This is a genomic window from Streptosporangium sp. DT93, from assembly GCF_049844535.1.
In the GTDB taxonomy this organism is placed as follows: Bacteria; Actinomycetota; Actinomycetes; order Streptosporangiales; family Streptosporangiaceae; genus Streptosporangium.
In genome coordinates this window covers 179,829-192,317 of sequence record NZ_JBNCLF010000015.1, presented here as the reverse complement: position 1 = coordinate 192,317, position 12,489 = coordinate 179,829, and the positions used below count along the sequence as shown (strand labels likewise).

At 71.6% G+C, this 12,489-nt stretch carries 12 protein-coding genes; 7 read left to right on the top strand and 5 right to left on the bottom strand.

Going from position 1 to position 12,489, the window contains the following annotated elements:
- Positions 1–141: 141 nt before the first annotated feature.
- Together moeZ and ACLQ2R_RS28625 are read right to left on the bottom strand one after the other, a co-directional pair.
- Positions 142–1,323: an adenylyltransferase/sulfurtransferase MoeZ gene (gene moeZ, locus ACLQ2R_RS28630; protein ID WP_425963902.1), complete on the bottom strand. Its 1,182-nt coding sequence runs from the start codon at positions 1,321–1,323 to the stop codon at positions 142–144.
- A gap of 81 nt (positions 1,324–1,404) precedes the next feature.
- A complete protein-coding gene (locus ACLQ2R_RS28625) occupies positions 1,405–2,316 on the bottom strand; it encodes an alpha/beta fold hydrolase (RefSeq protein WP_425963900.1) in 912 nt (303 codons plus the stop codon).
- A 437-nt stretch (positions 2,317–2,753) separates the two neighbouring features.
- Here ACLQ2R_RS28625 and ACLQ2R_RS28620 point away from each other — a divergent pair, with 437 nt between their 5' ends.
- The 4 genes from ACLQ2R_RS28620 to ACLQ2R_RS28605 all read left to right on the top strand — a co-directional run bounded on the left by ACLQ2R_RS28620 (position 2,754) and on the right by ACLQ2R_RS28605 (position 5,007).
- Complete coding sequence (locus tag ACLQ2R_RS28620) at positions 2,754–3,065, top strand: hypothetical protein (protein WP_425963898.1); 312 nt, start codon at positions 2,754–2,756, stop codon at positions 3,063–3,065.
- Between the two features lie 540 nt (positions 3,066–3,605).
- Positions 3,606–3,908 carry a hypothetical protein gene (locus tag ACLQ2R_RS28615; RefSeq protein ID WP_425963896.1) on the top strand — a complete coding sequence of 101 codons (303 nt, stop codon included), beginning with the start codon at positions 3,606–3,608 and terminating at the stop codon, positions 3,906–3,908.
- Between the two features lie 61 nt (positions 3,909–3,969).
- Complete coding sequence (locus ACLQ2R_RS28610) at positions 3,970–4,599, top strand: TetR/AcrR family transcriptional regulator (protein WP_386243865.1); 630 nt, start codon at positions 3,970–3,972, stop codon at positions 4,597–4,599.
- A gap of 177 nt (positions 4,600–4,776) precedes the next feature.
- A complete protein-coding gene (locus ACLQ2R_RS28605; protein ID WP_425963894.1) occupies positions 4,777–5,007 on the top strand; it encodes a DUF3107 domain-containing protein in 231 nt (76 codons plus the stop codon).
- A 474-nt stretch (positions 5,008–5,481) separates the two neighbouring features.
- On the opposite strand, the gene ACLQ2R_RS28600 is transcribed toward ACLQ2R_RS28605, so the two are convergent.
- The gene (locus tag ACLQ2R_RS28600; RefSeq protein WP_425963892.1) at positions 5,482–6,132 is read right to left on the bottom strand and encodes a ferritin-like fold-containing protein; all 651 of its coding nucleotides are present in this window, start codon (positions 6,130–6,132) and stop codon (positions 5,482–5,484) included.
- A gap of 370 nt (positions 6,133–6,502) precedes the next feature.
- Here ACLQ2R_RS28600 and ACLQ2R_RS28595 point away from each other — a divergent pair, with 370 nt between their 5' ends.
- The 3 genes from ACLQ2R_RS28595 (at position 6,503) to ACLQ2R_RS28585 (ending at position 10,646) form a co-directional block, all read left to right on the top strand.
- On the top strand, positions 6,503–8,506 hold the full coding sequence (locus tag ACLQ2R_RS28595; RefSeq protein ID WP_425963890.1) for a DEAD/DEAH box helicase: 2,004 nt from the start codon (positions 6,503–6,505) through the stop codon (positions 8,504–8,506).
- A 100-nt stretch (positions 8,507–8,606) separates the two neighbouring features.
- Positions 8,607–9,479 (top strand): alpha/beta fold hydrolase, encoded by an 873-nt coding sequence (locus tag ACLQ2R_RS28590; protein WP_425963888.1) that lies wholly within the window; start codon positions 8,607–8,609, stop codon positions 9,477–9,479.
- A gap of 243 nt (positions 9,480–9,722) precedes the next feature.
- Positions 9,723–10,646, top strand: coding sequence for an oxygenase MpaB family protein (locus ACLQ2R_RS28585; RefSeq protein WP_425963886.1), 924 nt, complete (start codon positions 9,723–9,725; stop codon positions 10,644–10,646).
- A gap of 111 nt (positions 10,647–10,757) precedes the next feature.
- Here the strand turns inward: ACLQ2R_RS28585 and ACLQ2R_RS28580 are convergent, their stop codons facing one another.
- Together ACLQ2R_RS28580 and ACLQ2R_RS28575 are read right to left on the bottom strand one after the other, a co-directional pair.
- A complete protein-coding gene (locus ACLQ2R_RS28580) occupies positions 10,758–11,756 on the bottom strand; it encodes a RecB family exonuclease (RefSeq protein ID WP_425963884.1) in 999 nt (332 codons plus the stop codon).
- 6 nt (positions 11,757–11,762) lie between these two features.
- Positions 11,763–12,479, bottom strand: a complete 717-nt coding sequence (locus tag ACLQ2R_RS28575; RefSeq protein WP_425963882.1) for an MBL fold metallo-hydrolase — start codon at positions 12,477–12,479, stop codon at positions 11,763–11,765.
- Positions 12,480–12,489 lie beyond the last annotated feature (10 nt).

Sequence of the window (12,489 nt, the reverse complement as noted above, 5' to 3'; positions counted from 1 at the left end):
GCGGCCCGGGCGGGGGGCGCCGCCGGGTCCTCCGGCCGCGGCCTGCGCGGGCCCCGGCCCGCGGCAGGCGGCGCCCCGCGGGGTCACCACCCGGGGGGGCGCCTCGTCACGGATCCGCCGGTGCCCACCGGCGGGCGGGGCCTAGTAGGCCGGCAGGCTCGGGTCGACCGTCTTGATCCAGCTCAGCACGCCGCCGCCGACGTGGACGGCGTCGGAGAAGCCGGCGTTCTTGACGATCGCCAGCACCTCGGCGGAGCGGGCGCCGGACTTGCAGTGCAGGACGATCTTCTTGTCCTGCGGGAGCCCCTCCAGGGCGGAGCCGTTGAGGAACTCGCCCTTGGGGATGAGCACGGCGCCCGGGATGGACACGATCTCGTACTCGTTGGGCTCGCGGACGTCGATCACGTAGACGTTCTCGCCGCGGTCCTGCATGGACTTGAGGTCGGACGCGGTGATCGTGGAGCCGGAGGCGGCCTCCTGGGCCTCCTCGGAGACCGCGCCGCAGAACGCCTCGTAGTCCTCCAGCAGGCCGGTGACCGAGGGGTTCTTGCCGCAGAGCACGCACTCGGGGTCCTTGCGGACCTTGACCGAACGGTAGGTCATCTCCAGGGCGTCGTAGATCATCAGGCGGCCGACCAGCGGCTCGCCGATGCCCGCGAGGAGCTTGATGGCCTCGTTGACCTGGATGGAGCCGATCGACGCGCACAGCACGCCGAGCACGCCGCCCTCGGCGCAGGAGGGGACCATGCCGGGCGGCGGGGGCTCGGGGTAGAGGCAGCGGTAGCAGGGGCCGTGCTCGGCCCAGAACACGCTGGCCTGCCCGTCGAAGCGGTAGATCGAGCCCCAGACGTACGGCTTGCCGAGCAGCACGGCCGCGTCGTTGACCATGTAGCGGGTGGCGAAGTTGTCGGTGCCGTCCACGATCAGGTCGTAGCGGGAGAAGATCTCCATCACGTTGTCGACGGTGAGCGCCTCGTTGTGGACGACCACGTCGACCAGCGGGTTGATCTCCCTGACGCTGTCGGCGGCGCTCTCGGCCTTGGGCCGGCCCACGTCGGACTGCCCGTGGATCACCTGACGCTGCAGGTTGGACTCGTCGACCACGTCGAAGTCGATCACACCGAGCGTGCCTACCCCCGCGGCGGCGAGGTAGAGCAGGGCGGGTGAACCCAGGCCGCCGGCGCCCACACAGAGCACCTTGGCGTTCTTCAAGCGCTTCTGCCCGGCCATGCCCACGTCGGGGATGATCAGGTGGCGCGAGTAACGGCGCACCTCGTCGACGGTCAGCTCGGCGGCCGGCTCTACCAGCGGTGGCAACGACACAGTTCTGCTCCCGTTTCAGGGGGTCTCGGCGATTGCGGCTAGCACAGCACGCTTCCCACACAAACCAAGGCGGTGCCCGGGTCATTCCCCGACCGGCGCGAGGAGCGCCTCGCGGATCAGGAGCCGGGCCTCGCGGGCCACGCGTTCCGGCAGTTCCATCTGGGCCACGTGCCCGGCGTCGGGCAGCAGAACCAGCCGCACCCGGGGGAAGGTCCGCCCGGCGCGGGCCGCCATCCGGGGGTTGACGAGCCGGTCGTGGCGGCCGTGGATCACCAGCGTGGGGGCGTTCACCGTGGCCGCCTGCCGCCACAGGTTCGCCTCGCCGCGCCGGAAGTACTCGGCGACGAGGCCGCGGGCGGAGTTGATCAACGCCGCCCCCGAGTACGGCAGGCCGTCCCTGCGGCGCAGCTCCTCGGCCGCCTCCCGCAGGCGGTCGGGGTGGATCCGCCCGACGTCGGCGTAGCACATGGCCATGGTGGCGCCGAGCCTGCGCTCGGCGGGCAACATGGTCATCCGGCCCGCGGCCCACTCGCCGAGGCGGGGCACCGTGGACAGCGCCACCCGCGCCGGGCCGTACCGGGGGACGAGGTCGGGCATGGCCGGCGAGATCAGGGTGAGCGAGCGGACCAGGTCGGGGCGGGTGGCGGCGACCCGGACCGAGACGGCGCCTCCCAGGGAGTTGCCGAACAGGTGGACCGGCGCGGCCGAGACCCGTTCGATCAGGCCGGTGACGATCCGGGCGTGGGCGTCGACCGAGTAGTCGCCGCCCGGGGGCTCGGGAGAGTATCCGGCGCCGGGCAGGTCGACGGCGTGGCCGGTCACCAGCCCGGACAGCTCGCCCATCAGGTCGGTCCAGTTGGTCGCCGAGCCCGCCAGCCCGTGCACGTAGACGGCGGTCTCCGCCGCCTCCCGCGGCGTGGACCGCACGTGGACCCGCTGGACACCGAGATCGACCATCTCTCCCGGCCAGTGGGGGATCGGGGTACGCGCCACTTCTCCTCCTTGGTCCGCCTCCCTCCACGATAGTTCGGCGCGGGGACTGCCAGAAGCCCGCCGTCCCGGACGAACAAAAGCCACATAAACCTCTTTTCCCCTTATGCCTTTTATTGAGGCTTTTATATGCATTAATCGCGTTAAGCGACTTGGCGTACGCCGCGAGGATCGCGGGCGGCCGCGGGCTCCGCCCTCGATACAGAGCAGAACAAATACGACATCAAAGACATTTCACAATATACATGACATTAATTATCTAAGGCTGACAACAAACAGCCAAACAAAGGGCAAAAGGCACCGATGTTCGTTTGTCAGTAGAGATGCGAGGAAACCATGACAAGCAGGGATGGCTCATCACCGGCCATCCCCGGCATTTTCTGACTTTTACCGGAAAATGCCGAGAATCGGGTAACCGAACCTTTCAAGGGGGAAACGCAATGCCCAAGTTCAAGAGTGTCATCGCAGGGCTCGCGATCAGCACGGCGCTGACCGGTGGAGTCGTCGGCATGGGCGCAGCGACCGCCGTCACGTCCGCCGCCGCCTCGGCCACCACGGTGACCGCCGCCGCCTTCCAGGCCCACGGCTGCGGCTGGGGTGGCCGTCGTCACTGCTGTGGCGACCGGTACCGTCACAACCACAAGCGCTTCAAGCTGATCATCAACAACAACAACGACAACAACAACGACCTGGAGAACCGGACCGACCGCGTCGTTCCGCTCGTCACCGGCACCGTCACCCCGGTCCAGTAGTCACCGGATCGCGATCACGTCCTGATCCGGCGTGACGTGACCCCGGAATGTCGTGAACACTCACGGGGATTCGCGGTCCTCCGCGACTCCTTAACCGTGACGGAGGGACAGGAGTTCCACGTCCGCCCGGATCGTCTTCCTCGACGGAAACGCGAACCGGACGGTGAAAGCGGGAATCCGGGGGATGGTTTCCCGGGGTCCTGACCCTCGACACAGTGCGAGTTCTCATTTCTCACGAACACGGGCGGGGGCGGCGCGGTTCTTCGGACCGCGGCGTCCCCGCCCCGTGACGTCCCCCGTCCGCCCCCGTTCGCCCGCCCCGCCCCGTCCCCGGCTCTCCCGTCCTTCTCACGGCTCTCCCCGCACCTCCCCTTCTGCCGGGCCGCCTCCCCACCTCCCCACCTCCCCGGCGAGCCGGGGCCGCGTCCCTCCCGGCGTACGGCATCGCAGGTCGTAGGCTGGGCGGCGTCCGACGTTTGCGGGGACCGGGACAGGAGAGGGAACGTGCCGAAGCCCGGATGACGACAGGGGATCTCAGACATGGACGTGCACGGCGAGACCCGGCGTGACGGAACGGCCGACGACCGTTCCGGGGAAATCCCGGTCGAGACGCCCGAGGCCGACGCCGCCGAGCAGCGACGGCCGGTACGCGAAGGCGGATCCACCGCGCCCCTCGGCCCGTCGGCCGACGGCGAGGCCGACCCCTCCGACATCGTGGAGCAGAGCCGCACCCCGCGCGAGGACGATCCGGAATGGCCCGAGGTCATCCCGCTGGAGGCCGACCCGGCCGACGCCTTCGAGCAGCGGCGCACGGTCGAACTCGACGAGGACGACTATCGCTGACGCCTGTTACCCACACGTAGGATGGCCCCAGACGCCAGGTGCATCACCCGAGGAGACCCACGTGACCGCTACCCCGGACGCCAAGCCCCGGGGCACCCGGCTGCCCCGGACGGCCCGCCGCCGCCAGTTGCTCAGCGCGGCGCAGGAGGTCTTCGTGGAGAACGGCTACCACGCGGCCGCGATGGACGAGATCGCCGAGCGGGCCGGGGTCAGCAAGCCGGTTCTGTACCAGCACTTCCCGGGCAAGCAGGAGCTCTACCTGGCCCTGCTCGACCTGCACGTGGACGACATGATCACTCGCTGCCGTGACGCGCTCGCCTCCACCACGGACAACAAGCAGCGCGTCCAGGCCGCGATCGGCGCCTTCTTCGACTTCGTCTCCAGCCAGGGCGAGGCGTTCCGGCTGGTGTTCGAGTCCGACCTGCGCAACGTGGCCCCGGTCCGCCAGCGGATGGAGCGCAACCTCCGCGAGAGCGCCGAGATGATCAGCCAGGTCATCCAGGAGGACACCGGCTGCTCCAGCGACGAGGCGCGCCTGCTCGGCGTCGGGCTGGTGGGCATGGCCGAGGTCAGCGCCCGCTACTGGATCACCAGCAACGGCTCCATCCCCAAGGACGCGGCCACCCAGCTGATCGCCCGCCTGTCGTGGCGCGGCATCTCCGGTTTTCCCCGCACCGTCGCCGAGCACTGAGAGCTGCGGTCCACGACCCCGGTGCCGTCCACGGCCCCGGAGTCCCTCCACCGTTCGCCCGGCGCGGTCCGTGTTCGCCCGGCGCGGTCCGCTGTTCGCTTGACGCGATCAGACGGCGCGGCGGATCCCCGATGGGGCGACCATGGGACGAGCAACCCTCATCGAAAAGGGAGCAGGATGGAAATCAAGATCGGCGTGCGTTCCGTGCACCGTGAACTCGTGGTGGAGACCGACCTCACGGCCGACCAGGTCGAGAGCGAGCTGAGCGCGTCACTCGCGTCCGGCAACGGCGTCTTCGCCATCACCGACGTCAACGGCCGCAAGGTCATCGTCCCCGTCGCCTCGCTCGGCTTCATCGAGATCGGTGAGGAGGCGCCGCGTCCCGTCGGTTTCGGCGGCACGCTCTGACGGATCCCGGGCTCGCGCCAGGTCGTCGCCCCTCACCGGCGTGGCGCGGACCGCGGATCCGGCACGTCCACCGGACCATCGCCGATCCGGTACGGGACCGCCCGCGAGATCACCGCCGATCCGGCACAGGGACGCCCGCAGGATCACCGCCCATCCGGCACGCGAACGCCCGCCGGATCACCGTCACCGGCCGCTCAGGTGCCCGGGCAGTCGTCCCGCTCTCCGAACCCGCAGCAGCGCGGACGCCGGACGCGGACCAGATGCTCCCGGCCCCGGCCGAACGCCGGGCACCCGGCTCCTCCCCTGCGCAGCACCGGACGCGAGGTCCAGCGGTTCGGCCCACATCTCGTCAAGGAACTGCCGTAGCGGCGCGAGGCCCTCATGCCTGGCACGCTACCGCCGTTCGCGGCCTCACGCCCCCCGATCCGCGGACCGGCCTCCCTGCCCGGCCTCCGGGGGCGGGCCCGGGAGTCCTCACGGTCCCGGGGTCAGGCCCAGGGCGGTCATCCGGTTGCCGTGCTCCTCGGTCAGCCGGGTGAAGATCCGGCCGATGTCCTCCCCGCCCGCCTCGGTCAGCAGCGCCGCCAGCTCCGGCCTGGCCTCGGCCACGTGCCTGCCCTGGCTCAGCGTCTCCCCGACCAGCCGCCTGGCCCACAGTGCCAGCCGTCCGCTCAGCGTGGGGTCCGCCTCGATCGCCGCGCTCACCCGCTCCACCGCGAACTGCGAGCGTCCCTCGTCCGCGAGGACCTCGTCGACGAGGTTCCGGGTCGCCTCCCCCAGTCCGGTGGCCGCCTCCCGGTAGAAGTCGAGCGCGATCCCGGTGCCCACGTACGCCTTGACCAGGGCCTCCAGCCAGTCGCCCGGGGCGGTCCTGGCGTGCCAGGCGTCCAGCGGGCCGACGAACGGCGCCATCGCCTCCTCCGGATCCACGCCGAGGGAGGCGATCCGGTCGCGGAGCAGCTCGAAGTGCGCGTACTCGGCCGCCGCCAGACCTCCGAGGGCGGCCCGGTCCGTCAGCGAGGGGGCGTGGCGGGTGGCGTCCTCGGCGAGTCTGAGGAAGGCTGTGAGCTCGGCGTAGGCGAGGACACCGAGCAGGTCGGCGACGCCTGGAGGGGAAGCACTCATGGGAGGCAGCCTACGAGCTCTCCTACCTCGCGATTCACCGGGAATACGAAGAAATCGGTTCTCCGTTGTGGTATCGAGTACACTGCTCTGTGAAAGTGCGACCGCACCGTGTTAATCCGGGATATCCACTCCCGTACGCCCCCAAAAGTCGGCGTGACGCCGCAGCGGTCGCTGATGACATGAGAGGGCTGGACCTTCCGCGAGGACCCGGCACGGGGAACACGTTTTCTGCCCGTGGTCCCGGCGGGTCTGCCTTCAACGGAGAATGAGGCAGGCCAAGCTGACGACGTTCCGAGACCTCGGAGTCACCCCAGAGATCGCCGATGCCCTTGAGACCGAGGGCATCATCGCGCCGTTCCCTATTCAGGAGATGGCACTCCCCCTGGCCCTCAACGGCCAGGACATCATCGGCCAGGCGCGGACCGGCACCGGCAAGACCTACGCCTTCGGCGTGGCCATGCTGCAGCGTGTCGGCAAGCCCAGGAAGAACCGCAAGAAGCCCCGCGGGCTGGTCGTCGTACCGACCCGTGAGCTCGCCGTCCAGGTCACCGAGGACCTCGTGACGGCGGCCGGCAAGCTCGGCTCGCGGATCCTCACCGTCTACGGCGGGCGCGCCTACGAACCCCAGATCGAGGCGCTCAAGCAGGGCGTCGACGTCATCGTCGGCACCCCGGGCCGCCTGCTGGACCTGGTCAAGCAGAAGCACCTCGACCTCAGCCAGATCGGGACCCTCGTCCTGGACGAGGCCGACCGCATGCTCGACCTGGGCTTCCTGCCCGACATCGAGCGGATCATCAAGCTCATCCCGGCGGAGCGGCAGACGATGCTGTTCTCCGCGACCCTGCCGGGTGAGATCGTCGCCCTGTCCAGGCGTTATCTCACCCGCCCCACCCACGTGCGGGCCGAGAACAACGACGTCGAGGCCGAGGCGACCCCGCAGACGACCCAGTTCGTCTGGCGCACGCACCGGATGGACAAGATCGAGATCGTCGGCCGTCTCCTCCAGTGCGAGGGCCGCGGCCTGACGATGATCTTCTGCGAGACCAAGCGCGCCTGCGACATGGTCGTCGAGCAGCTCAAGGAGCGCGGCTTCGCCGCCGCGGCCGTCCACGGCGACCTGGGACAGGGCCAGCGCGAGCAGGCCCTGCGGGCCTTCCGCAACGGCAAGATCGACGTGCTGGTCGCGACCGACGTCGCCGCGCGCGGCATCGACGTCGACGACGTCACCCACGTCGTCAACTACGACTGCCCGCAGGACGAGAAGGCCTACGTCCACCGGATCGGCCGCACCGGCCGGGCCGGCAAGACGGGCATCGCGGTGACCTTCGTCGAGTGGGAGGACATGACCCGCTGGAAGGTCATCAACAACGCCCTCTCGCTCTCCTTCCCCGAGCCGGTCGAGACCTACTCGACCTCCCCGCACGTCTTCAGCGACCTGAACATCCCCGCGGGCACCAAGGGCGTGCTGCCGCGCGCCAACCGGTCCCGCGCGGGCCTGGCCGCCGAGGAGGTCGAGGACCTCGGCGAGACCGGGCGGATCCGTTCCCGCTCTCCCCGTACGGGACGCGAGGACGACTCCCGCAGGGGACGTGACGACTCCCGCAGGAGCGACGACTCCCGCAGGGGCGACGACTCCCGCAGGGGACGCGACGACGATCGCGAGGAGCGCCGTGAGCGCCCCGCGCGCACGTCCCGCGAGCGCCGTCGCACCCGTGGCGGCCGGGCCGGCGAGGAGACCCCCGCGCCGATCACGGCCGGGGAGCCCCAGGCGGTCCAGGACGTTCCGGCGGTACGGGAGACCCAGGACGCGCCGGTGCTCCGGGACGTCCTTCCCGTCGCCGAGACCGTCGAGATCGTCGAGATGACGGAGATCGCCGAGGTGGAGACGGACGTGGCAGTGCACAAGGACATCCGTGACGACCGGCACGCCGAGCCCGCGCCCCGCCGTGGCCGGGCGCGCAAGGCCGGCCTGAACCCGGAGGTGAGCCTCGTCGGCACGCCCGAGGAGCAGGTTCGTCCCGAGCCCGCCGAGGGCGAGGCGGTCACCCGCCGTCGCCGCGGCAGGCGCGAGCAGGTGGCCGAGACGGCCCCGGCCCTCTCGTGGGCCGAGGAGCCGGTGACGGATATCGGAGAGGACGACGACACCATGGCCGAGCACTGGGACGACGAGCCCGTGGCGGAGGCCCCCGTGCCCCGGCCGCAGCCCGAGATGATCATTCCTGCGAGCCCGTTCTCGGTGATCTTCAAGTCGCCGGACCTGGCCTCGGATGACGACGAGATCGCCCCTTCGGCGGCCTCGGAGCGCGTGCAGAGCCGCCGCAGGCCGCCGGTGCGCGGCGGCCAGCCGCAGCGGGGACCGCGCCGCCCGAGCTAGCGGTCCCGGTGTCGAAAGGGGCGCGACCGTGCGGTGGCGCCCCTTTTCGCGCTCCATGACGCACGGAGCGATGTCAACAAGAGAGGTATCGTGGGGCCACGTGAGTACGCCGCGTTTTCTGACCCTGCCTCCAGGCGTTCGCTCCCGCCGGATCGAGACGGCCGTGGGCGCCTTCGCCGCACTGGAGGCCATCCCGGTCAGCGGCATTCCCGAGCGTCGGCCCGCCCTGCTGGTCCCCGGCCTGACGGGCAGCAAGGAGGACTTCATCGCGGTCCTGCAGACGCTCGCCCAGTCGGGCCGCCAGGTCGTCGCGATCGACATGCGGGGCCAGTTCGAGACCGGCGGCCCTGACGACCGGTCCGCCTACACCTGCGCCTCGCTCGGCAACGACGTCGACATGCTGGCCCAGGTGATCGGCCACGGCGCCCCCATCCACCTGGTCGGTCACTCCTTCGGCGGCCTGGTCACCCGGGAGGCGGTCATCGACGGCCGTACCCGCTTCGCCTCCTACACGCTGATGAGCTCCGGGCCCGCGGCGATCGTCGGGCCCCGCGCGCGGGCGGGACGCTTCATGATCTCGGAGCTGCCCGAGCAGGGCCTGGAACACCTGTGGAACACCCGGATGGAGCCCGAGGCGATGGCGGCCGGCGTGTCGGACGAGATCGTCGCCTTCCTGCGCAAGCGGCTGTTCGCCAACTCCGTCCCCGGCATGTTCGCGATGACCGAGGAGGTGCTCTCCGCGGCGGACCGCTGCGACGAGCTCACCCAGGTCGAGGTCCCCACCCTGGTCCTGTACGGGGAGCACGACGACGGCTGGCCCCCGCACCTGCAGGCGGAGATGGCGCACCGCCTGGACGCCGACTGCGTGGTCGTCCCCGGCGCGGCCCACTCCCCCGCGGTGGAGGCCCCGGAGACCACGGCCGCCGCGCTCATCCGCTTCTGGAACGCCGCCGAGAACCCGCTGCGGAGCTGACCGCGCCCGCCACGGGTCCTCCCGCACGACCGCCGTGAGCCCACCCCGCGCGGCGCGGCCACCGAACCGTAAGGCCCGGTGAGCCCACCCCGCGCGGCGCGGCCACCGAACCGAAGGCCCGGTGAGCCCACCCAGCGCGGCGCGGCCACCGAACCGTAGGGCCCGGTCACCCCACCCCACCCCGCGCGAGGACCCTCCCGCTGTTGGACGTCCCGTCGAATGCCGTGTAATCATTCACTTACCATGGCGAGCATCGAGGACGTCGTCGTCCAGCCCCCGCACACCGTGAGCTGGCTCGTGCACATCGACCGCTCCATGTGGGTGGGCGGGGTGCGCGGTCTCATGCTCCAGGCCCTGCACCCGGTCGCGATGCGCGGCGTGTGGCAGAACTCCGACTTCCGGCGGGACCCGTTCGGCAGGCTCCGCCGCACGGCCGACTTCGTGGGCCGGGTCACCTTCGGCAGCCCCGGGGAGGCCGAGGAGGTGGGGCGCCACGTCCGCGGGATCCACCGGCGGCTGCGCGTCCACGATCCCGGCACCGGCCGGACCCGCCGGGTGGACGACCCGGACCTGCTGCTCTGGGTGCACTGCGCCGAGGTCTCCTCCTACCTGTCCGTGGCGCGGCGGGCGGGACTCGCCCTCAGCGACCGTCAGGCCGACCGCTACCTGGCCGAGCAGCGGCGCAGCGCCGGATACGTCGGGCTGCACGCCGAGGACGTGCCCGGCTCCCTGTCCGAGCTGGACGACTACCTCACCTCGGTACGGCCCCTGCTGAGGGTCACGCCCGAGGCCGCGTCCACGGTCCGCTTCCTGCTCTGGCCGCGCCTGCCCGACGGGATGCGCGCCCTCACCCCCGGCAAGCCCGCCTATCTCCCGTTCGGCGCGCTCTGCTACCTCTCCCTGCCCGGCTGGGCCAGGCGGATGTACGGCGTGCTGCCCGAGGTGCCGCGGCCCGCGGTGACCGCGGCGCTGAGGGCGTTCCGGCTGACCCTGGACGTCCTTCCCGAGCACGTCCACGACCGGGCCTTCTCCGCCGGGACCCGCGACATGCTCGCCGCCTCACGGCGACGGCTCGGCGCGGCGGGCTACGACGTCTCCGCGGGCCTCAGGGGCCTGACCGACCCCCGCCGCTGGCCGGACGGGCGTCCCGGGCCCCCGGGGGCCTGACCGGCCCTCGGCGGCTCCCGGAAGGGCATTCCGGTCATCCTGGACGGCGGGACCCCTGGACGGCGGGACCCCTGGACGGCGGGACCGCGCTCACTGAGGGCGGGATCGCGCTCAGTCCGCCAGCGCGGCCCACGGCTCGCGGCCCTCGCCTGCGGCCTGCCCCTCGGGGCAGTGCCGGCGGAAGTCGCACCACGAGCAGAGCGGCCCGGTACGGGGCGGGAAGGTCGCGTCGATCTCCGGCGGCACGGCGGGCGGGGTCCGGTCCGTCCCCCCGGCCCGCGAGCCGTGGGCCGCGCCGGCGGTCCGCCCGGCGGCGGCCCCTCCGGTGGCGGTCTTCCCGGTCGCGCTTCTTCCGGTGGCGGTTCTTCCGGTGGCGGTTCTTCCGGTCGCGGGGCGGGCCTCGGCGGCCCAGGCCCGGTAGCGGTCGTCGGCCCGCGACGCCTCCTCGGCGATCTCCTCGGCGTGGCCGAGGTGACGGGCCAGGGACTCGTCGGTGTGCTCCCACTCCACGATCGAGGCCGTCGGCAGGTGGTGCAGCTCGACCCGGTGGCAGGGCCGGTGCAGCATCCGCGAGGAGGCGATGGCGTAGACCGCAAGGGCCAGCGAGGAGCGGGCGTCGTCGGTGCCGAGCGGGCGGCGGCCGGTCTTGTAGTCGACCACGACCAGCTCGTCGCCCCGGCGGTCGAGGCGGTCGATCCTGCCGGACAGCGCCAGCGTGGAGGTCTTCGTGGCCACCGTGCGCTCGACGCCGACCGGCTCGGCGGAGGGGTCGAGGCTCGCCACGTACCCGGAGACCATCTCCCGGGCCCGGTCCTGCCAGGTGGCCGACTGCTCGGCGTCGCGGAACCCCTCGGTGATCCACCCCCGGGCGAGCAGCAGCCCGGCGACCTGGGGCGTTCGCCGCTCGGGCGGCTCCCGCCACCAGGCGGCCAGGGCGTTGTGCACGCTGGCGCCCACGCTGTTGTGCGCCCAGGGCGGGCCCTTCTGCGGCGCCGGCCGGTCCATGTAGGTGAACCGGTAGCGCCGGGGGCAGTCGAGCCAGTTGTTCAGCCGCGACGGCGTGCAGGAGTACAACCGCCGCGGCATGCCCTCCAGGGGAAGCTGGTCCATCGAGGACTATTCGTCCCGCAGGTTCAGCCGGATTCCCGCCGCGCGCGTGCCGTCGGTCAGCGGCCCCTCCTCTTCGGGGGCCTCCGCGCCGCGGGTCAGCGAACCGGAGAGCCAGGCGTCGAACTGGGGCTCCAGGTCTCCGATGGTGCTCTCCTCGCCGTGCGCGGGCAGCACCCGGGTGCGGTGGGGCAGGGTGAACAGCCGCCCGCCGATGGCGGTCAGCTGGTCGGCCAGGGCCGGGTACTCACCGCCGATCCGCCCGGGACCGTCGGCCTGGAGGGTCTTGCCGGTGAAGACCGCGTCCAGGCTCTCGCAGTAGAGCGAGACGCCGCCCTGGGAGATGCCCGGGGTGGACATGACCTCCAGCTGGACGCCGCCGACCTCGAACAGGCCCTCGTCCTCCATCTCGATGTCCGGCCAGGTGTCGGGCCAGGTGAGCCGCCAGAGCGGTCGCTCCTTGGGATGGAGGGCGATCACCGCCTCGTCCCTGGCCGCCACCTCGATGGCCGCGCCCACATGGTCGGGCAGGCCGTGGGTGCAGATGACCGCCAGCACCTCACGCTTCCCGACCTTCTCCAGGATCTTCTCCGCGTCGCGCGCGGGGTCGATGACGATGGCGTCCTCGTCGTCGCCCAGGATCCACGTGTTGTTCTCGACCTTGTGCTCGACGCCGTCGACATCGACGACGCCCTCGGTCACCACTCGCTCGATACGCGCTGTCACGCTTCCGAAC

Bases quoted from the DNA above. Each gene is read 5' to 3' on its own strand.
- ACLQ2R_RS28605 (WP_425963894.1), top strand. From the start codon at position 4,777: ATGGAAATCAAGATCGGCGTGCGTTCCGTGCACCGTGAACTCGTGGTG.
- ACLQ2R_RS28615 (WP_425963896.1), top strand. From the start codon at position 3,606: ATGGACGTGCACGGCGAGACCCGGCGTGACGGAACGGCCGACGACCGT.
- ACLQ2R_RS28580 (WP_425963884.1), bottom strand. From the start codon at position 11,756: ATGGACCAGCTTCCCCTGGAGGGCATGCCGCGGCGGTTGTACTCCTGC.
- ACLQ2R_RS28620 (WP_425963898.1), top strand. From the start codon at position 2,754: ATGCCCAAGTTCAAGAGTGTCATCGCAGGGCTCGCGATCAGCACGGCG.
- ACLQ2R_RS28585 (WP_425963886.1), top strand. From the start codon at position 9,723: ATGGCGAGCATCGAGGACGTCGTCGTCCAGCCCCCGCACACCGTGAGC.
- ACLQ2R_RS28595 (WP_425963890.1), top strand. From the start codon at position 6,503: ATGGCACTCCCCCTGGCCCTCAACGGCCAGGACATCATCGGCCAGGCG.
- ACLQ2R_RS28600 (WP_425963892.1), bottom strand. From the start codon at position 6,132: ATGAGTGCTTCCCCTCCAGGCGTCGCCGACCTGCTCGGTGTCCTCGCC.